Source organism: Streptomyces sp. 8N114 (assembly GCF_052245835.1).
Taxonomy (GTDB): Bacteria; Actinomycetota; Actinomycetes; order Streptomycetales; family Streptomycetaceae; genus Streptomyces.
The window spans coordinates 149,398-167,106 of the sequence record NZ_JBQQBT010000014.1; the positions used below are offsets into that span (position 1 = coordinate 149,398).

General features: G+C 69.9%; 20 protein-coding genes. 9 read left to right on the forward strand and 11 right to left on the reverse strand.

Going from position 1 to position 17,709, the window contains the following annotated elements:
- Positions 1 to 12: 12 nt before the first annotated feature.
- From ACTWQF_RS25485 to ACTWQF_RS25495, 3 genes are all read right to left on the reverse strand, one after another.
- Positions 13 to 708: an aspartate/glutamate racemase family protein gene (locus ACTWQF_RS25485; RefSeq protein WP_443281981.1), complete on the reverse strand. Its 696-nt coding sequence runs from the start codon at positions 706 to 708 to the stop codon at positions 13 to 15.
- A gap of 101 nt (positions 709 to 809) precedes the next feature.
- Positions 810 to 1,934, reverse strand: coding sequence for a serine hydrolase domain-containing protein (locus ACTWQF_RS25490; protein WP_443281982.1), 1,125 nt, complete (start codon positions 1,932 to 1,934; stop codon positions 810 to 812).
- Between the two features lie 129 nt (positions 1,935 to 2,063).
- On the reverse strand, positions 2,064 to 2,456 hold the full coding sequence (locus tag ACTWQF_RS25495) for a hypothetical protein (RefSeq protein WP_443281984.1): 393 nt from the start codon (positions 2,454 to 2,456) through the stop codon (positions 2,064 to 2,066).
- Positions 2,457 to 2,789: 333 nt separating this feature from the next.
- Here ACTWQF_RS25495 and ACTWQF_RS25500 point away from each other — a divergent pair, with 333 nt between their 5' ends.
- The 7 genes from ACTWQF_RS25500 to ACTWQF_RS25530 all read left to right on the forward strand — a co-directional run bounded on the left by ACTWQF_RS25500 (position 2,790) and on the right by ACTWQF_RS25530 (position 7,724).
- Complete coding sequence (locus ACTWQF_RS25500; RefSeq protein ID WP_443281986.1) at positions 2,790 to 3,674, forward strand: helix-turn-helix domain-containing protein; 885 nt, start codon at positions 2,790 to 2,792, stop codon at positions 3,672 to 3,674.
- Positions 3,674 to 3,895, forward strand: coding sequence for a DUF397 domain-containing protein (locus ACTWQF_RS25505; protein WP_443281987.1), 222 nt, complete (start codon positions 3,674 to 3,676; stop codon positions 3,893 to 3,895). The genes ACTWQF_RS25500 and ACTWQF_RS25505 overlap by 1 nt, the downstream gene beginning before the upstream one ends.
- Entirely contained in the window at positions 3,888 to 4,082 is a 195-nt protein-coding gene (locus ACTWQF_RS25510) for a DUF397 domain-containing protein (protein ID WP_443281988.1), read from the forward strand. Before ACTWQF_RS25505 ends, ACTWQF_RS25510 begins: the two co-directional genes overlap by 8 nt.
- A gap of 252 nt (positions 4,083 to 4,334) precedes the next feature.
- On the forward strand, positions 4,335 to 5,138 hold the full coding sequence (locus tag ACTWQF_RS25515) for a class I SAM-dependent methyltransferase (protein WP_443281989.1): 804 nt from the start codon (positions 4,335 to 4,337) through the stop codon (positions 5,136 to 5,138).
- Positions 5,135 to 5,386: a hypothetical protein gene (locus ACTWQF_RS25520; RefSeq protein ID WP_443281990.1), complete on the forward strand. Its 252-nt coding sequence runs from the start codon at positions 5,135 to 5,137 to the stop codon at positions 5,384 to 5,386. The genes ACTWQF_RS25515 and ACTWQF_RS25520 overlap by 4 nt, the downstream gene beginning before the upstream one ends.
- 124 nt (positions 5,387 to 5,510) lie before the next feature.
- On the forward strand, positions 5,511 to 7,388 hold the full coding sequence (locus tag ACTWQF_RS25525) for a serine/threonine-protein kinase (protein WP_443281992.1): 1,878 nt from the start codon (positions 5,511 to 5,513) through the stop codon (positions 7,386 to 7,388).
- A gap of 57 nt (positions 7,389 to 7,445) precedes the next feature.
- Complete coding sequence (locus tag ACTWQF_RS25530) at positions 7,446 to 7,724, forward strand: ribosomal protein L7/L12 (RefSeq protein ID WP_443281993.1); 279 nt, start codon at positions 7,446 to 7,448, stop codon at positions 7,722 to 7,724.
- A gap of 77 nt (positions 7,725 to 7,801) precedes the next feature.
- Here ACTWQF_RS25530 and ACTWQF_RS25535 read toward each other — a convergent pair whose 3' ends face one another.
- A complete protein-coding gene (locus ACTWQF_RS25535; RefSeq protein WP_443281994.1) occupies positions 7,802 to 8,683 on the reverse strand; it encodes a hypothetical protein in 882 nt (293 codons plus the stop codon).
- Positions 8,684 to 8,935: 252 nt separating this feature from the next.
- Between ACTWQF_RS25535 and ACTWQF_RS25540 the strand changes: the two genes are divergently transcribed.
- Positions 8,936 to 9,778 (forward strand): helix-turn-helix transcriptional regulator, encoded by an 843-nt coding sequence (locus tag ACTWQF_RS25540; RefSeq protein ID WP_443281995.1) that lies wholly within the window; start codon positions 8,936 to 8,938, stop codon positions 9,776 to 9,778.
- A gap of 61 nt (positions 9,779 to 9,839) precedes the next feature.
- On the opposite strand, the gene ACTWQF_RS25545 is transcribed toward ACTWQF_RS25540, so the two are convergent.
- Positions 9,840 to 10,418: a helix-turn-helix domain-containing protein gene (locus ACTWQF_RS25545; RefSeq protein WP_443282006.1), complete on the reverse strand. Its 579-nt coding sequence runs from the start codon at positions 10,416 to 10,418 to the stop codon at positions 9,840 to 9,842.
- Positions 10,419 to 10,509: 91 nt separating this feature from the next.
- On the opposite strand from ACTWQF_RS25545, the gene ACTWQF_RS25550 reads away from it, so the two are divergent.
- Positions 10,510 to 11,748, forward strand: coding sequence for an MFS transporter (locus ACTWQF_RS25550; protein WP_443281996.1), 1,239 nt, complete (start codon positions 10,510 to 10,512; stop codon positions 11,746 to 11,748).
- A gap of 47 nt (positions 11,749 to 11,795) precedes the next feature.
- Here ACTWQF_RS25550 and ACTWQF_RS25555 read toward each other — a convergent pair whose 3' ends face one another.
- The 6 genes from ACTWQF_RS25555 to ACTWQF_RS25580 all read right to left on the reverse strand — a co-directional run bounded on the left by ACTWQF_RS25555 (position 11,796) and on the right by ACTWQF_RS25580 (position 17,643).
- Entirely contained in the window at positions 11,796 to 12,710 is a 915-nt protein-coding gene (locus ACTWQF_RS25555; protein WP_443281997.1) for a hypothetical protein, read from the reverse strand.
- Between the two features lie 110 nt (positions 12,711 to 12,820).
- Complete coding sequence (locus tag ACTWQF_RS25560; RefSeq protein WP_443281998.1) at positions 12,821 to 13,213, reverse strand: peptidase inhibitor family I36 protein; 393 nt, start codon at positions 13,211 to 13,213, stop codon at positions 12,821 to 12,823.
- 145 nt (positions 13,214 to 13,358) lie between these two features.
- Positions 13,359 to 13,748, reverse strand: coding sequence for a peptidase inhibitor family I36 protein (locus ACTWQF_RS25565; RefSeq protein WP_443281999.1), 390 nt, complete (start codon positions 13,746 to 13,748; stop codon positions 13,359 to 13,361).
- A gap of 162 nt (positions 13,749 to 13,910) precedes the next feature.
- On the reverse strand, positions 13,911 to 15,374 hold the full coding sequence (gene cobJ, locus ACTWQF_RS25570; protein ID WP_443282008.1) for a precorrin-3B C(17)-methyltransferase: 1,464 nt from the start codon (positions 15,372 to 15,374) through the stop codon (positions 13,911 to 13,913).
- 125 nt (positions 15,375 to 15,499) lie between these two features.
- Positions 15,500 to 16,126: a precorrin-8X methylmutase gene (locus ACTWQF_RS25575; RefSeq protein ID WP_443282009.1), complete on the reverse strand. Its 627-nt coding sequence runs from the start codon at positions 16,124 to 16,126 to the stop codon at positions 15,500 to 15,502.
- Positions 16,127 to 16,137: 11 nt separating this feature from the next.
- Positions 16,138 to 17,643, reverse strand: a complete 1,506-nt coding sequence (locus ACTWQF_RS25580; RefSeq protein WP_443282011.1) for a precorrin-3B synthase — start codon at positions 17,641 to 17,643, stop codon at positions 16,138 to 16,140.
- Between the last annotated feature and the right edge of the window lie 66 nt (positions 17,644 to 17,709).

The window sequence follows — 17,709 nt, forward strand, 5'->3', positions numbered from 1 at the left end:
CCGTCACCCCGTTCAGGTTCCGGCGACCGCCGCCTCGAACGCGGCCTCCGCGTGCAGCCGTGCGGTGGGAAAGACGGGCACGGGGCTGTCGTCCGCGCCGATCAGCAACTCGATCTCCGTACAGCCCAGCACGATCCCTTCGGCCCCGTCCGCGACGAGCTTGTCGATCACCCGCCGGTACGCGGCCCGCGAGTCGTCCCGCACGGTTCCCAGGCACAGTTCGTCGTAGATCACGCGGTGCACCAGTTCCCGGTCGGCCGCGTCGGGGACCAGCACCGACAGGCCACCGGCCGCCAGCCGGCCCCGGTAGAAGTCCTGCTCCATCGTGAACGCGGTGCCCAGCAGTCCGACGCGCCGCAGCCCCGCCGCCCGCACCGCCGAAGCGGTCGCGTCCGCAAGATGCAGCAGCGGCACCGAAGTGGCCTCCTCGATGTGCCCGGCGACCTTGTGCATGGTGTTGGTGCACAGCACCAGCAGCTCCGCGCCCGCTGCCGCAAGCGCGCCGGCCGCGTCGGCGAGGATGCCGCCCGCTTCCTCCCAGCGGCCTTCCGCCTGCAGCACCTCGATCTCGGCGAAGTCGACGGAATACAGCACCAGTCGCGCCGAGTGCAGCCCGCCCACCCGTTCCCTGGTGATCTCGTTCAGCATCCGGTAGTACTCGGCCGAGGACTCCCAACTCATCCCGCCGATCAGCCCGATCGTTCGCACCGTCCGCACCGCCCTTCGTCCCCGTGTTGTCTGTATCGGCAGCTCACCACATAAGGAGGGCTTTGGCGTTTTGCGGGGGAGAGCGCAGAGTCGGGCCGACGTCAGTCGCAGAACGCGTCGTCCAGCACCTTGTCGAGCGGGGCTCCAATACCCGGGTCCGCGGGCCAGTCGGCGAGATTCGCGGACAGCACCATCCGCCGTGAACGGTCGGGCGTGGTGAAAGCCAGCGTCGCGTAGCCGGGAATGCCGCCGGTGTGCCCGACGACCGTACGTCCGCAGCTCAGCTTCCGGTGCTTGAGTCCGAGTCCGTAGCGTGCGCCGGGCTCACCGGTGGCGACGGTGCGGTTCATCTCCCGCCACTCGGCGGGGCGCAGCAGCTTGCCCGAGGTGAGCGCGGTGAGGAACTTGTCCAAGTCGCCCGTGGTGGACACGATCTGCCCCGCCGCGCCGGCCATCGAGGGGTTCAGCTCGGTGATGTCCTCGCGGTCGGCAAGTTTGATGTAGCCGTGTGCGTGCGGCCCGGGGAGTATTGCGCTGTCTCCGGGCACGGAGGTGTGCCGCAGCCCCAGCGGTACGGTGATCCGCCGCCGGACCTCCGCGGCGTACGGGCGGCCGGTGATCCGCTCGATGACGAGTCCGGCGACGGCGTAGTTGGTGTTGGAGTACCCGTAGTCGGTGCCCGGCGGGAAGTCGGCCGGCTTGGCCGCCGCCGCGCGCACCAGCGCCGCCGGGTCATGGTGCCGGAAGCGCGTCCTGACGAACTCCTCGCCCTGTGGCAGGTCGCGGGCCAGATCGTGCAGGCCGCTCCTGTGCTGGAGGACCATCCGCACGGTGATGCGGTCCGCGTTCGGTACGAGGCCGGGTGGCAGGTACCGCGACAAGGGATCGTCCAGCGCGACGCGGCCCTCCCCGACCAGTTGCAGCAGGACAACCGCGGTGAACATCTTGGTCGTACTGCCCGCGCGGAACACTCCGCCCCGGGGAACGGGTGCGGTTCCCCGATCCCTTGCCGAGCCCGCCCGTGCGGTCCAGCTGTCGCCCCTGTCCGTCACCCGCACCTGGGCGCCGACGGCGCCGTTGCGGGTGATGTCGGCCAAGTCCTTGTGGATCTGCGAGTGCTTGTCCGGCTGCCGTTGCTCGGCAGCGGCGGGCAGCGTGGTCGTGACGACCGTGACGGCGGTGAGGACGGTGAGGGCGCACAGGAGCGCAGGCCGGTGAAGGCGCATGTCTTCCCCGTTCTTCGTGTTCTTCGTGGCTGGTGGCGGGCGCGCGCTGACTGCCACTCATTCCACCGGCCCCGGCGGCCGGGAACCATGGAGGTGGCACCCCTCCTGGGGTTCGGATTGCCCGAACCCTCATCGGCCCATCGGCCCTGGATCTTCCTTGCCCGCATCACGGAACTTCGGGATGCACCTGATCTCGGCTTCGCCTTCCGGCAGCCGGGCACCCCGACTGTCGGCGACTCGGATGACGTTGCTGAGGGCGAGCGCGGCCTCCTCGGTGGCCTGCATGGTCTTGTCGTCGGCGCTCGCCTTCCTGGTCAGCAAGGGCAGGACCCGCTTCAACGCCCGGTCGCTGTCCTCCAGTTGGACCTCCTCGAGTTCGTCGGCGTAGCGGGAGAGGGTGGAATCGGGAGTGCCGCTGAGATAGCACGGTTTGCCGGACCCGGTGGTCCACGGCAGCAGCCGCAGCTCTCCGGCTGCGGGAATGGGGGTCTGCTCCCGGTCGTAGATCCAGATCCCCCGCACCCCTGTATGGCAGACGCAGCAGCATGCCTCATACGTCACCGGGACGCCCGGGGGCGCCTGCCGCGGTGTGGCATGACGGCACTCCGTGTGCCTGCCGAGACCGCATGCCGCAGAGCGGTAACTCGTCACGGGATTCTTCCTTTCGGCCGCGCTCTGTGAGAAGGCGCCTACAGATTGGCACCAGCACGCTAGCGTTGGAACGGAGTTGAGGAGTTTGCGCGGACAACTTTCCGCGCCAATTCCTGCTGCTCAGCGGGGGTGTTCACACTTCACCGCAACGTTCTGCAGATTCGCAGAACGTTGCGCGCAATGGCGGAGGAAGGAAGTCCGCACATGATCACAGACATCGAGTCGGCAACACCCGCCCTGTGCCGACTGCAACTCGGCAGCGAGCTGCGCCAGCTGCGGCACGCCGCGGGTTTGAACGGCCGCCAAGTCGTCCGCAAGCTCCTGTGGAGCTCCTCCAAACTGACCCGCCTGGAGACGGGGGACAACGCCTCTGTCGAGCCCTCCGACGTAATAGCTCTCTGCCAGATCTACGGGGCGACGCCTGAGAAGCGGGCCATGCTGGAGGGCTACGCCGCGGTGACCAAGACGCGGCGCGACTGGTGGCAGTCCGCGGAGTATCGGCCGGTGATCCGGCCAGGTTTCAAGGCGTTCCTGGGACTTGAGGCCACAGCAAGCGCCCTGCAGAACTACGAGTCGGAGTTCGTCCCTGGTCTGTTGCAGACCGAGGCGTACGTACGCGTGATCCACGAGCGTGCTCACCAAGGGATGAGCGCGGAGGAAGTGGATAGCCTGGTCGCAGTTCGGATGAACCGCCAGGCAGTTCTGCGGCGTGCGTGCTCGGCACTGAAGCTGACGGCCATCATCAACGAAGCGGTATTGCGCCGCACGGTTGGCGGACCCAAGGTGATGCGTGACCAACTGAGCCACATCGTCGATGTGGCCACGGAGCTACCGAACGTGCGCGTCCAAGTGGTGCCGTTCAGCTACGGCGCCCACTCAGGGATGAACGGGCCGTTCTTCGTCCTCCAGTTCCCGGACGGAGCAACGATGAGGTCTCTCGTGTACCTGGAGAATATGGCGGATGCGTGGGTCAGTCGCAGGGAAGGGGACATTGAGCGGTACAAGGAAGCGTTCACTGACCTGCAAGCCCTGGCCCCAGGACCGCAAGAGTCCCTGAGCCTCATCAAGAGAGCAGTCAAGGAGCATTGATGTCCGTGAAGAGCATGGCCGTGATCCCGCACGACGCTGCCTGGTTCAAGTCGAGTTACAGCAACGACCAGGGTGGCGCTTGCGTTGAGGGAGCCCGTCTCGGCAGCGGCGTCATGGCCGTTCGGGACTCCAAGCAGCCCGACGGACCCGCGTTCGCCTTCCGGGCCGATGCTTGGTCTGCGTTCCTGATCTCCGTGAAGAGCGGTGCTCTCGATGGCTGAGGTCGCCTGGTTCAAATCGAGTTACAGCGACAACCAGGGCGGCGAATGCGTTGAGGGTGCCCATCTGCCCGATGGCGTCATGGCCGTCCGGGACTCCAAGCAGCCCGACGGACCCGCGTTCGCCTTCCGGGCCGATGCTTGGTCTGCGTTCCTGAGCTCCGTAAAGAGCGGTGCTCTCGATGGCTGAAGCCGCCAACCCAGCGCAGCCCTTCCGTTGACGTCACCCCCTTGACCGGTGACGTTTTTGGAATCCGTGCCGTGCGGGCGGCGGCCCGGGGGCGTGCGTCGGAGCTGTGAAGAGCGGAGCCCTCGAAGAGGAGCACTGCTCGGGGGCGAGAGCACCGCTCTCGCCCCCGCCCGTGAGCGGCCCCACCCCCCGGCATGTCGCAGCCCAGGACTCGCTACGGTGTCCGGCCCCACCGGATGCCCGAGGAGATCCATGGCTCACACGACACTGCCGATGTCCCTGCCGGAGTACTGGGACAAGTACAAGCCGTACCGCGGCGAAGGCGAACAGCCCACCCCGCCGGCCGATACGTTCGAGTGGACCCAGTACCCGGGTCACGGGCCCGGCGCCGAACTCCTCGGCCCCTGCCAGACCGCCCTCGAACTCGGGCCCGGCGAAGGGAAGGAAGCCGGCTACCTGGCCCGGCTCGGTGTGCAGGTGACCGGCGTCGACTTCTCGTCCGCACAGACCGAGCGCGCCCGTGGCTTCTGGGCGGACGAGCCCGGCATCACCTTCGTATGCGCGGAGGCGTGTGCCTATCTCGACCAGGCCGACACCACGTTTGACGCGGTGTTCTCCAACTGGGGCGCGGCCTGGTTCACCGACCCAGAAGAGCTGATGCCACGCATCCTGCGACGGCTCGCACCGGGCGGCGTCCTGGTCTTCTCCCACGCCGAGCCGGGCGGCGCCTACGGGCCCCAGCAGATGCACGGCAAATGGCTGGAGGGCCGCGAAGGTGAACTGACCGTGCTGCGCTGGCAGTACCCGCCGCAAGACTGGGCGGACATCCTCAAGCGCGTCGGCTTCGTCCACGTCGAGGCACGCATTCTCCCCGCGCCCCAGCCGGGCGACCTCGGAACGCTCATCGTGGAGGCCCGCAGGGCACAGCTAGATGATCGAGCTGCTGCGCAGCGGCAAGAAGCCGCACGCGATCAAGCAGTACCGGGAGTTGACGGGCGAGGGCCTGAAAGAGGCCAAGGAGGCTGTCGAATGCCTGGGCTAGGCTGGTCCGTATGACCAACGGGGACCTGCGCTACGGACGCTGTGGCGCGTGCGGCGGCGAGGTGTACCGGGGCGAATACGTGGCGCAAGGCGGGCTCCGCCCGACAGGCGCGGGAGCGTTCGGGACGAAACAGACGGTATTCGATGCCTTCGTCTGCGCGGCCTGCGGGAATGTCCAGTTGCATGTGCGGCTGGACGCGAAGATGTCGTCGCACATCCGGAACAAGCTCACCTGGATACCGCCGCAGCAGGGCATGGGCTAGGGCGGAACCCGCCCCCCGGAGCGGGCAGCTCCGAAGGTCTTCACCAATCCCCCGATTTCAACTCCCGCTGCTACCCAGGGTGTTCGGTTACGATCTCTTGGCTCAGCAGCCGGAAGGGGTGGCGGTGCGACCGTTGGAGACCTCCGACCCGCGCAGGGTCGGGCCGTACAGGATGCTCGCCGAACTCGGCAGCGGAGGGATGGGGAGGGTACTGCTGGGCGATACGCCTGGCGGACGGCTGGTCGCGCTCAAGCGCGTACGCGCGCAGTTGGTGGAGGACGACGGTTTCCGCGCACGGTTCCGCCGCGAGGTGGTGGCCTCCCGCAAGGTGTCCGGCGACTACACGGCGGCCGTGATCGACGACGGCGCGGACGAGCCGGTGCCGTGGCTGGCCTCGGAGTTCGTGTCAGGACCTTCACTGCACGCGGCGGTGGAGGCCACCGGCGGGCTGCCGGAGGAGGCGGTGCTGCGGCTGGCCGCCGACCTGGCCTCGGCGCTGATCGACATCCATCAGGCCGGACTGGTGCATCGCGATCTGAAGCCCTCCAATGTGCTGCTCGCCGAGGGGCACGCCAAGGTGATCGACTTCGGTATCGCGCGGGCCGCCGACAGCGACGACGGCACCTGGGTCACGCATACCGGCTGGGTGGTCGGTGCACCCGGCTATATGTCGCCGGAGCAGGTGGAGCCCAAGGGCCACCCGCTGACCCCGGCCAGCGATGTGTTCTCGCTGGGCGCGGCGCTGGTCATGGCGTGCACGGGCGAGGGTCCGTTCAACGGGACCTCGGCACCGCAGATGATGTACAACGTCGTGCACACCGAGCCGGACCTCAGCGGGATACCGGACGGGCTGCGCGGACTCATCCAGCCGTGTCTGGCCAAAGAGCCGGACGAGCGGCCGGGCCCGGACCAACTCCTTGATCAGGCCCATGAGTTGCTCATGCAAGCCGAGCGGCCCGAGCAGCCCTGGCCGCGCGAGATACACCAGATGATCGCGGCCCAGCGCGACGACGTGCTCCGGTTCCGTATGGCGGCGGACGAGCGGCACGTCCCACCCGACTCCGAGGAGCCGACCGTCGTCGTACCGCCCCGTCCGGAGGGTGGCGCGGCGTGGGCCCGCCGGGCGTTCGCCTGGGTACGGGACTTCACCCGCGAGGCGTCCCGGACGGTACGTGGCGTATCGCCTGGCGGCTCACCAACGGACGGGGGTGCGGCGCGCGGACGTACGGCCGGTCGCGAGCCGGACGGGCCCGAGTCCACTACTCAGGCCGCCGGTTGGACTCCGCCCCGCCCGGATCCGCCCCTTCGGGAACGCCTGAGGGCCGCCGTCTCCGGGCCGAAGGCCCGCCGCGTGCTCATACGGTCGAGGGATATCGCCTTCATCGTTCTCGGCGTGATCGGGGGTGTGATCGCCGCGACGAAGGCCAACAGTGGCGATCTCATCCCCATGTCCCAGCGGTCCTTCCACACCCACCTCCTGACGATGGATGCGCCCGAGATCCCCGCCGGGCTGCTCCACCCCAGCTATCTGGGCGCGGTGACCGGCGCCTGGCTCGGCGGGCTGTCCGGCGTCGTCGCGTGGATCGTCGCCGGGCTGCGGTCCGCGCTCACCAGCTTTCTCGTCCTCGTGGCGCTGTGCGTGACCGGCTTCGTCCTCGGGTGGATCGGCGACGGCGGGGGGCTGGACATCGCTGTGATCTCGCTGGGTGAGTTCGACGAGGAAGGTGCCTGGGTGGGCGCGCTGCTGGGGCTCGCGCCGTTGGCCGTCGCCAGTGCCGTGTCCAAGAGGGGCAATGTGGCGCGCTCCGGCGAACAGGGCTGCGGCATCGTCGCCGCCCTCGTAGTCACCACGGCGTTCACCGTATGCCTGGGCGCCGTCTGCGGTCACCACGGCTGGATGGGCCTGGTCATCGGCGACACCAAGATCGGGCTGTTCACAGCCATCGGCGCGGCCGTCGGCGGCAGCATCGCCTTCCGCATCGTCGCCGCCGTCCGCGCATGAAGGTCCGGGAACGGCCCCGGACGCACGGCCCGGGGCGGGGCTGATTGGATCGCGCCCATGGAAATACTTGGCTGGGCCTGGGTGGCCTTGCTCCTGTTCGGAGCGGTCCTCAGCATCGAGACCCGGATCTCGCGTTCGGACCGGCAGTTGGCGCGGGTCGAGCGCAAGCTTGACCTGATGCTGGAGCACATGGGGTTGCAGGAGCACGACCCGCGGCTGCGCGAGGTGATCGAACTCCTCCGCAACGGCAAGAAGCTCCACGCGATCAAGAGATACCGGGAGTTGACGGGCGAGGGCCTGAAGGAGGCCAAGGAAGCCGTCGAGCGCCTGGGCTAGAACGTTTCCGGGCGGTCACGTGCGGAGTCGTCCGACCGGTGAGCTCCGACCGGGGCAAGCTCCGACCCGGGCAGCTCTCAGCGGCGTCGCTCCGATGCCTGGCGGACGGGTGTGGCCTCCGGCAGGGCGACCTGGCCTGTCACGAAGGAGCTCCACAGCCCGACGCGGAGCTTCGTGCCGGGCTCGGCCGTGGTCTCGGCGAAGCTGACGGTACGGGGGCCCGTACGGCGTGCGGCGCCCCACTCCAGCTGGAACCGCCGGGTGCCCACCCGATCCTCCGGTGGCACGTCGGAGGGCGGCAGGATCTCGTCGAGACCCCACAGATAACCCCGCTGCCGGTAAGGACCGGTGACGCGTTCCCAGGTCAGCTCCAGGATCGTGTCTGTGGCCGGAATGACGACCAGGGCACCCCGCATCCCGTTCGCGTACCGGGTGTTGAAGGCGTACACCGCCGAGGTGCCCTGCGGGTAGGCGTGCGCCGTACCCCGGCCGATGCGGGAGCCTTCGGGACAGCCGTCGGTGCCCTGCCGCTCGACCACCGTGCGTGCACAGGTGGGAAAGGCGGCGGGGTGGAAGCGCAGCGATGCGTCGAAGAGGAAGACGAAGCGGCGCGCGGCAGCCGGCGGGCCTTCCGGATCGGCCCGGCTGGTGCGGTCGAAGGCCACACGTACACCGTCCCGCGTGCCGCCGTCAGGGCGCACCGTCGCGGTGAGCCCGTCGATGTTGCGTGGTCCGGGGACATCGGGCTCGTACGGGCGCTGCGGCCCACCGGGTGTGGGGTCGGGCGGTGCTCCGCCGGGCAGGCCGCGGGGTGCGGGGGAGGTCGGGGGTGTCGGGGATGCCGTGGATGTCGCCGATGCCGTGGGTGTCGCGGCGACGAGCACCGCCGCCACCGCCGCGACCGCTGCCGCCGCGGTTGCCGCGCTCCGTCCTCTGTGTTCGCGCAGGGATCCACGCATCGTCGCCACCTCTCGCCCGTCTCTCGGTCTCTCGGTCTGTTTCGTCGGCCTTGGTCGGCCTTGGTCGGCCGCCGTCTGCCGACGGCGGCCTGTGTCACGTCGTCCGGAGCCTCATGACGTCGAGCCCCGTGCCCCGCGTCATGCCCGGAAGACCATGGTGGTCCGGGTGCGCGGGTTCTCCGGCCGCTCTGCCGTACGGGGGGTCTGGCGTACCCACCGTCCGCCGGGCCCAGGTTCGGGGACAATGAACGCATGGGCATACACGCGGAGTTGGGAGACTTTCTGCGGTCCCGTCGGGCGAGAATCCAGCCGCAGGATGTCGGGTTCGCCTCAGGGTCCGGCCATCGAAGGGTGCCCGGGCTGCGCCGGGAGGAGCTGGCGCACCTGGCGGGAGTGAGTGTCGACTACTACGTACGGCTGGAGCAGGGCCGCAATCAGAGCGTCTCGGACGCGGTGCTGGACGCCGTGGCCGGCGCGCTGCGGCTGGACGAGGACGAGCGCGGGCACCTCTTCCGGCTGGCCCGCCCGCACCGACCGGGCCCCGCGCGGGGCGCCGCGGGCACGGCGGAGCCGGAGGCCGACTCCGTACGGCCCGAGGTGCAGCAGCTGCTGGACTGGATCACCGCACCGGCCCTGGTGCTAGGGCGGCGCATGGACGTACTGGCCTGGAACCGCCCCGTGTGCGCACTCATCACGGACTTCGACGCGCTACCGCCGGCCGAGCGGAACATGTGCCGACTGCACCTGCTCAACGGGGAGATCGGCAGCCGCTACCCCAACCGCGAGATGATCGCCCGGGAGGCCGTGGGCCATCTCCGGATCGCGGCGGGCCGCCACCCGGAGGACCCTCAGCTGTGGCGGCTGGTCGCCGAACTCATCGAACACAGCCCGGAGTTCCGGCGGCACTGGGAGCTGCACACGGTGCGCACGAAGTCGTACGGCATCAAACACATCAACCACCCCGACGCCGGCCCGCTGGCCCTCACGTACGAGATCACCCACTTCCCGCAGGACCCGGAACTGGCCCTGCTCGTCTACACCGCCGCACCCGGCACACCCGAGGAGGACGCACTACGCCTGATGGCCAAGGCGTGAACGCCTGCCCCCCAACTTCGCAGCGCGCCCCGTAAGGGCGCGGGGAACTGCGCGATCAGCCTCAGCGCCGCGGGGTACGGAGATGGATCCGTTCACCCTGCTTCCCAAAGAGACTGAGCACTTCGACACTGCCTCGCCCCGCCGCACCGAACCAGTGCGGAATCTGGCAGTCGAACTCGGCTGCCTCGCCGGCCCCCATGAGGAAGTCGCGGTCATCCAGCTTCACGCGGAGTCGTCCGCGGAGCACGTAGAGCCATTCGTACCCTGCGTGGGTCCGCAGGTGCGGCTGTTCGTCATGCGCCGGAATGGTCATCTTGTACGCGCGTGGCTCTCCCTGCTGCCGCGACAACGGGATCAGCACCCGGCCGTCTCTTCCGGTGGGCTTCTGCGGCACGCGCGGATCGACCACCCGGGGTGCGGCGACGATCTCGTCGAGGGGGATGCCCAGCGCCGCGGTGATCGGCAGCAGGAGTTCGAGGCTCGGCTTGCGCTGGGCCGACTCCAGTCGTGACAGCGTGCTGGTCGAGATGCCGGTGGCGCGCGCGAGGTCGGCCAGGCTGACGTCCTTCTTCTCGCGGGCGCGTCGCAGCCGCGGAGCGATCTGCTCGATCACGGCACCGACGCTCGGTTGGTCGTCCATGGGACGCAGCCAATCAATGTTTCCCGGAATCAGCAACGGTTCTTGTTGATACCGGCCGAGCCTCCCGAGACTCCCTGCGGAGGTGACCCACATGAACGTAACGACGGATTCGACGAGCGGATCGCTCGCCACCAACACGACCGGTCGGCTGCCGGCCGGGGTGTATCTGCTGGGCTTCAGCCTGTTCGCGATGGGGAGCGCGGAGTTCCTGCTGGCCGGGGTACTGCCCGCGGTCGCCGCCGACCTGGACGTCACGCTCTCCTCGGCCGGGATGCTCATCACCGCGTTCGCGGTCGGTGTGGTGATCGGCGGGCCGCCGTTCGCCGTGCTCAGCCTGCACTGGCCACGCCGCACCGTGCTGGTGGCGACCCAGGGCGTCTTCGCGGCGAGCATCGTCGTCGGACTTCTCGGCAACTACCAGGTAATGCTGCTCACCAGAGCGGTTACGGGCATCGCCTACGCGGGCTTCTTCGCCGTCGCGTCGGTGACCGCGATCAGCCTGGTGACGCCGGACCGGAACGCCCGCGCCTCCGGAGTCGTGGTCAGCGGTCTCACCGTGGCGGTGGTCGCCGGCGGTCCGGCAGGCACGCTGCTCAGCCATTTCACCGACTGGCGCGGCGGCTTCTGGGCCGTCGCGGCCCTGACGGTCGCCGGGATCGTCGGCTGCCTCCTCGGACTCCCCGCCGCCGGACGGGACGCCGGGGACGCCGACCCGAGCTCCGCGCCACGCGTGTCGCGGGAGTTCGCCACGATGCGGAAGCCGATGCTCTGGGGCATCTACGCGATTACGGTCCTGACCACCGCGGCGTACATGATCACGTTCAATTACCTGGCGGCCATGCTCGCCGAGAGCACCGCCGTCCCCGAGGTCTGGATCCCGGCGATCCTCGCGCTGTTCGGGGTCGGCGCCTTCGTCGGTCTGTCCATCGGCGGACGCGTCTCCGACCGGCGGCCGCACCTCGCACTGCTCACCGGCGCATCAGCGCTCGTGATCCTGTCGGCCGTCATGGTCGCCGTGATCCAGCAGGTCTGGGCGGTGGTGCCCACGGTGTTCCTGCTCGGCATCGCCGCGTTCGTGCTGAACCCCGCTGTCTACGGACGCGTCTTCGTCCTCGCAGCCGATGCCCCGACCCTCGCCGGTGCCACGACCGTGTCGGCGTTCCAGCTGGGCATCAGCATCACCCCCGCTCTCGCAGCCGCCTCACTCACCCAAGGGGCCGCTCTCACCTCGGTCTGCTTGATAGGCGCCACCCTCGCCGCAGCCGCTGTGCCCCTCATCCTTCTTGACCGGGCACGACAGGCTCGCGCGTCTGGCGGCTTCGCAGGATGAGGACGTGCCCCGAAGGCGCGCGCGGAACTGCGCGACCACTCTGCGCTTCAGCCTCGGCCCAAAATGCGGCGGGCCGCCTTCAGCTGGGCGCCCTTGTTGGCCTTCAGCGCGCGGAATTCCTTGGGATGGCGGCGCACGGAATCCGTCTGAATCCGCTTCTCCGCGGCCATCCAGATCCGCACGACGCCGGTCTTCTCTTTGCAGCGCACATCCGCCCGCGCCGCTCGGATCTCACGGCGACTGGGCTTCTTCGCGCCCCACCGCTCGTCGGTGACGGCCGCGAGCGGATCCTTGTAGTGGAAGCCCGCTTCTTTCATGCAGCCGCTCCAGGCGTGAAAGGCGCGCTTGACCTTTCCGTCCCGCTGGGAGGCGTCGAACGCATCCTTGATCCGCTTGTTGAAGAGGGACACATTGATCTCGGGCGCCCCCTTCATCAGCTTGTCCCGGGCCTTCTTCAGACAGCCACCGGGGCCCGACTTCGCTTTGTCGCCGTACGCGGCGCGCTGTTCCTCGGCCGAGAGCTTTTCCGTCCGGGCGTCGCGTTCCGCGTGGAGCCTGGCCATGGACGGCCGGTCCTGGGGGTCGTGATAGCCGAAAACGCGGGCGGCATCCGGCTCCACAACGCCGTAGCGGCGGCGGTTGGGCGGCTCGATGTCCCGCTCGGCGGGGTACGGAAGGGCCGCCCACTTCATGCCCCGGCCGCGCAGGCAGTCGCCGACGAGGGAGTCCTCGGCGAGGTCGATGGTCATTCCCTCGGCGGGAGAAATGTTGTAGGCGTCGAAGGGCACGATGATTTTCCGCGCCTCCTCGCCCGGCAGAGGGACGTTCTTGGTGATCTGCGGGGTGTTCGCCCGCTGGTGTGCCGACGCATCTGAATCCGAGTCCGAATCCGATGCCGTCGCCGAGCAGCCCGTGACCGCCACGGCGAGCAGCAGGGCGGGACCCCACACCCGAACAGACACGCTGCACTCCTCCGAACCGTACGGACCATGCATGGCGTGCGGCACGAGCGGTGCCGCACGCCACTTCGCTCTGACTACGACCAAGGCTTGGTGGCTACATGGCTACATGGCTACGACCAGATGGAGCTGGCCTTGTTGTCGAAGCCGTTGTTCGTCAGGTCCTCGTCGTCGCTCTTCGGCTTCGCCGAATATCCTGACGCGCCGGAACACCCGGCCTTGTCGTACAGCCACACCCTGTCATTCGAGCCGTTGGCCATCGAGCTCGCCTTGTTGTCCAGGTTGGGATGGGGGCTGCGCAGATTCTGGCAGCCGTTCTCCGTGGAGGTCTCCCAGGAGTCCCCGTCGTAGTCGTCGTGCTCGAACAGGCAGAAACGCGTGTCCACGACGCACTCGGACTGAATCTTCTGCGGCTCGGCCTGCGCGGTCGAGCTGAAACCGATCAGGCTCGACGCGCCCAGTGACAGCGCACTGGCAGCGAGCACAATGGTGCGCTTCGCTTTCATGAGAATCCCTTCCCCGTTTCTCGTTTCCCCATTGGCGGCGAGGCGGCAGCGGACGTACGGGTGTGGTCTCACCCGCCGTTCGGCCCTCTCCCTCATGAGACGCCTTGATTGCGTTACGCGTTGCTCGCGTGACGCCTTGCCTGCGTTACGACTTGATGGAGCTGGCCTTGTTGTCGAACCCGTTGTTCGTCAGGTCCTTGTCGTCGCTGTCGGGCCGCGCGGAGTAGCCCGCTGCGCCAGCACACCAGGTGTCGTTGTACATCCGGACCCGGTCCTCGGAGCCGTTGGACATCGAGCTGGCCTTGTTGTTCAGGGCGTAGCTGCCCTCGCTGCGGATATTCTCGCAGCCCCGCCCGGTCCAGGCGTCCCAGGAATTGCCCTTGTAGTTGTCGTGCTCGAACAGGCAGAACTTCATGTCCGGGACGCATTGGGATATCGGACCCCGCGCGTCGGCCTGGGCGGTCGCGCTGAATCCCATCAGCCCCGATGTGGCCAGCGACAGTGCGCTGACTGCCAGGGCAACAGAACGCTTCATGTGCACCCTTTCTCCTGCACGGCTGCAAAGCGATCGAAGTATAGCCCGGCAGTTGCCCTCGTCCAGAGCTTTTCTATTGTGAACAAGCAAGTAATTTAGGGGAGTTGGGGAGTGGTACCGAGTGGCACCATACGGCGCCCCTACGCCATGCCGCGCCGCGCCTCAGGCCCCGTCGCCGTCCTCCGGATACCGGCGCGGGGTCCACACGTACGCGGTGCCGTCGGGTCCGCGGGAGGTCCGGGTCTGCGAGGAGCCGACGATCAGCAACGTACGCATGTCCACCTGGGCCGGGTCCAGCTCGGCCAGCGGGACGATCCGTACCCGCTCCCCGTCGCCGCCCACGTCGCGGGCCAGCACGACCGGGGTGTCAGGGGCGCGGTGCTCCAGCAGGACCTCGCGGGCCTTGCCGACCTGCCAGGTGCGGCTGCGCGAGCCGGGGTTGTAGAGGGCCAGCACCAGGTCGGCCGCCGCCGCGGCGCGGAGGCGTTCGGCGATGACCTCCCACGGCTTGAGCCGGTCGGAGAGGGAGAGCGTGGCGTAGTCGTGGCCCAGCGGCGCGCCCGCGCGGGCCGCTGCCGCGTTGGCGGAGGTCACGCCGGGCAGTACCCGTACGGGTACGTCCGCGTACGTCTCCTGGTCGGCGGACTCCAGCACGGCCGTCGCCATCGCGAAAACCCCCGGGTCGCCGCCCGAGACGACGGCCACCCGCCGCCCGCGCCGCGCCAGCTCCAGGGCGAACTCGGCGCGTTCGGCCTCCACCCGGTTGTCGGAGCCGTGCCGGCGCTGGCCGTCCCGCGCCGGTACCCGGTCGAGGTAGGTGGTGTAGCCGACCAGATCGTCGGCTGCGGCCAGCGCGCCCCGCGTCTCGGGGGTGAGCCACAGCGGCCCGGCCGGTCCGGTTCCGACGACGACGACTTCGCCGGGGGAGCCGCCCTCCTTCTCGGGGGCTGCCCCCACCTTGCCCACCTTGCTCGGCAGTACGGCGACCGAGAAGTACGGCACCGAGTCCGGGTCGATGTCCGCGACCCGTCCGGTGCGTTCGCCGCTCATGGTGGCGCGCTCGACGTAGCGGGCCTCGGCCAGCCGCCCGGAACGCTCCAGCGCGCGGCGCACCTTGGGGAACGTACGGCCCAGCTTCATCACGGCCACCGCGTCGCTGGAGGCGAGGCGTGCGGTCAGTTCCTCCTCCGGCAGCGTGCCGGGCAGTACGGTCAGCGCCTCCTCGGCCTCGGACAGCGGGGTGCCCAGGCGCGCGGCGGCGGCGCTCACCGACGTCACACCGGGAATGACCTCGGTCGGGTACCGGTGCGCCAGCCGCTTGTGCATATGCATGTAGGAGCCGTAGAAGAGCGGATCGCCCTCGGCGAGGACGGCCACGGTGCGCCCGGCGTCCAGATGCGTGGCCAGCCGGGCAGCCGCCTCGGCGTAGAACTCCTCCAGCGCGCCCCGGTAGCCGCCGGGATGGTCGGTGGACTCCGTCGTGACGGGGTAGACCAGCGCCTCCTCGATGTGGTCCGGGCGCAGGTGCCCGGCCGCGATGGAGCGGGCGATCGAACGGCCGTGCCGGGCGCTGTGATACGCGACGACGTCCGCCTCGGCGATCGCCTCGATGGCGCGCACGGTCATCAGCGAGGGGTCACCGGGCCCCAGCCCCACGCCGAGCAGCCGCCCGGTGCCGACGCCCGCTTCCGGCTGCTCCGTCGCGCCCCCGGCCACGCCGTTCCTCACTCCGTCGGTGCTGCTCACCCGGCTCACTCCTCCTCACTCGCGATGGCGTTGAGCGCGGACACGGCCAGGGCGCTGCCGCCGCGGCGACCGTGCACGACCAGGTGCTCCAGCCCTGACGGGTGCTCGGCCAGCGCCTGCTTGGACTCGACAGCGCCGACGAACCCGACCGGCACCCCGATGACGGCGGCCGGCCGCGGCGCCCCCTCCTCGATCATCTCCAGCAGCCGGAACAGCGCGGTGGGCGCGTTGCCGATCGCGACGACGGACCCTTCGAGGCGGTCCCGCCACAGTTCGAGGGCTGCGGCGGTACGGGTCGTACCCAGCTCGGCGGCGAGTCGGGGGACGGTGGGGTCGGCCAGTGTGCAGAGCACCTCGTTGTCGGCGGGAAGCCGTCGGCGGGTGACGCCGCTGGCGATCATGGCGACGTCGCAGAGGACGGGCGCCCCCGCGCGCAGGGCAGCGCGGGCCTGCTCGACGACCTGCGGGGTGTAGGCGAGGTCCCGTACGAGATCGACCATGCCGCAGGCGTGGATCATCCGCACCGCAACCTGGCTGACATCGGCGGGCAGTCCCGCCAGATCCGCCTCCGCGCGGATGGTGGCAAAGGACTGCCGGTAGATGGCAGCGCCGTCCTTCTCGTACTCGAACACTGTGCTCTCGCTCATCGTGAGGGGGCCGTCGTCGTGGGGCGCGGCTCGTCGGTGGACCGTGGGTTGCGGGCTGCCGCCACGGTGGCGGCGAGCTCGGCGTGCGGGGTGTGCGGGGTGTGCGGGGCATACGGGGTGTGCGGGGCGTGCCGGGAGAGGGGTACGGGAAGCGGGCCGCCGGTGCCCCGGACGACGGACACCCGGTAGCCGCCCATGCCCGCGACGACCTCCACCCGCTCGCCGCGCGGATGCCCGCACCGGCGCTCGCAGCCGGACCAGTACACGGGCAGCGCCTGTGCCCCGCCTTCATTGCCGTCGCCGTCGCCGTCGCCGTTGCCGTTGCCGTCGCCGTTGGCGTTGCGGTTGCCGTTGCCTGTCAAGGCTGCGGCGGCGTCGGCCCGTACGTCCGTCAGCGACTTGGCGCAGCCCGGCCGCCCGGCGCAGGCACCCACCCCGCGCCACGGCGAGGCGGGGTCCGCCACCAGTCCGGCGTCGCCCAGCGCGGCCAGCGCTCCGGGTGCCCGCCCGGGGGCGAGACCGGGTACGACGACCCCGCGCCACGGGGTCAGCCGCAGCTCGCCGCTTCCGTCCCGCTCGGCGGTACGGACGAGCAGCGTCCACTGGTGGCCGGTCAACCGGCCGAGGGGAGCGAGTACGGAGAGCGCGACCGGTCCGGCGGGGGCTGTGACGAGACCGGGCGCAGGCCCCCGGTCATCCACCTCCGGAAGCGGTGGAACCGGGACGATTCGCCCGGCGTCGCCCAGCCGTTGGGCGACCCGGTGAGCCAACTCACCACCGGTCATCGGCAGCTCGCCCACCCGCCAGGCGCGTACGCCGCACTCCCGCGCGGCTTCGAGGAAGACCTCGGCGGCGGTCACGGCGGCAGCGGGGGCGTGTGCGCTGTCGACGCGGAGCGCTCCCGCGTCCCGATCAGCCCCTACGCGCAGCAGTGCGCCGCCCTCCCGGGCGGCGACCAATGTCACATCCGCGCCGAGTGTGACCACGTCTCCGCGACCGTCGTCCACCCCGAACAGAAAGCGGCCCGACAGCCCGCGCGCTTCTTCGCTCGCGCACAGCAGCCGGTCCAACTCGGCGAGTTGGTCCCTGATGTCCCGGTGCCCGTACCCGTCCAGACCCGACAGCGGCGAGGCGACGATGTTGCGTACCCGCTCATGCGCGGCGGAGGGCAACAGTCCCGCGCCGTCCAGCAGCCGTGCCAGCCCGACGTCGGAACCTTCGCCGAGCCCTCGGAGTTGGAGGTTTCCCCGCGAGGTCAGATGCAGGTCCCCGTCCCCGAGCCGTGTCGCGGCCTCGCCGAGCGCCGCGGCCTGCCCGGCCCCGAGCACCCCGCCGGGCACCCGTACCCGGGCCAGCCCTCCGTCGCCGGCCTGGTGCAACCGCAGCGCCCCCGGACATGCGTCGTTCCGCTCCCGCGGAGCCGCGCAACCAGTTGCAGCAGCAATGGGGGCGGCGAGCGCGGAGTGCGGGTTTCCGGAGGGCATGGCCATGTCGGCGAGCATACCGACCGCCATGAGAGGGCCCTCGCCGTTGTGTCTGCCCCCTCGGGCCGCGACGGCCCACCCACC

What these genes read in the sequence shown, in the direction of transcription:
- ACTWQF_RS25520 (WP_443281990.1), top strand. Translation starts at nt 5,135, where the DNA reads ATGACCAACGGGGACCTGCGCTACGGACGCTGTGGCGCGTGCGGCGGC.
- ACTWQF_RS25580 (WP_443282011.1), bottom strand. Translation starts at nt 17,643, where the DNA reads ATGCTCGCCGACATGGCCATGCCCTCCGGAAACCCGCACTCCGCGCTC.
- ACTWQF_RS25565 (WP_443281999.1), bottom strand. Translation starts at nt 13,748, where the DNA reads ATGAAGCGTTCTGTTGCCCTGGCAGTCAGCGCACTGTCGCTGGCCACA.
- ACTWQF_RS25550 (WP_443281996.1), top strand. Translation starts at nt 10,510, where the DNA reads ATGAACGTAACGACGGATTCGACGAGCGGATCGCTCGCCACCAACACG.
- ACTWQF_RS25510 (WP_443281988.1), top strand. Translation starts at nt 3,888, where the DNA reads ATGGCTGAGGTCGCCTGGTTCAAATCGAGTTACAGCGACAACCAGGGC.
- ACTWQF_RS25540 (WP_443281995.1), top strand. Translation starts at nt 8,936, where the DNA reads ATGGGCATACACGCGGAGTTGGGAGACTTTCTGCGGTCCCGTCGGGCG.
- ACTWQF_RS25505 (WP_443281987.1), top strand. Translation starts at nt 3,674, where the DNA reads ATGTCCGTGAAGAGCATGGCCGTGATCCCGCACGACGCTGCCTGGTTC.
- ACTWQF_RS25515 (WP_443281989.1), top strand. Translation starts at nt 4,335, where the DNA reads ATGGCTCACACGACACTGCCGATGTCCCTGCCGGAGTACTGGGACAAG.
- ACTWQF_RS25560 (WP_443281998.1), bottom strand. Translation starts at nt 13,213, where the DNA reads ATGAAAGCGAAGCGCACCATTGTGCTCGCTGCCAGTGCGCTGTCACTG.
- cobJ (WP_443282008.1), bottom strand. Translation starts at nt 15,374, where the DNA reads ATGACCGTGCGCGCCATCGAGGCGATCGCCGAGGCGGACGTCGTCGCG.
- ACTWQF_RS25500 (WP_443281986.1), top strand. Translation starts at nt 2,790, where the DNA reads ATGATCACAGACATCGAGTCGGCAACACCCGCCCTGTGCCGACTGCAA.
- ACTWQF_RS25535 (WP_443281994.1), bottom strand. Translation starts at nt 8,683, where the DNA reads ATGCGTGGATCCCTGCGCGAACACAGAGGACGGAGCGCGGCAACCGCG.
- ACTWQF_RS25530 (WP_443281993.1), top strand. Translation starts at nt 7,446, where the DNA reads ATGGAAATACTTGGCTGGGCCTGGGTGGCCTTGCTCCTGTTCGGAGCG.
- ACTWQF_RS25490 (WP_443281982.1), bottom strand. Translation starts at nt 1,934, where the DNA reads ATGCGCCTTCACCGGCCTGCGCTCCTGTGCGCCCTCACCGTCCTCACC.
- ACTWQF_RS25545 (WP_443282006.1), bottom strand. Translation starts at nt 10,418, where the DNA reads ATGGACGACCAACCGAGCGTCGGTGCCGTGATCGAGCAGATCGCTCCG.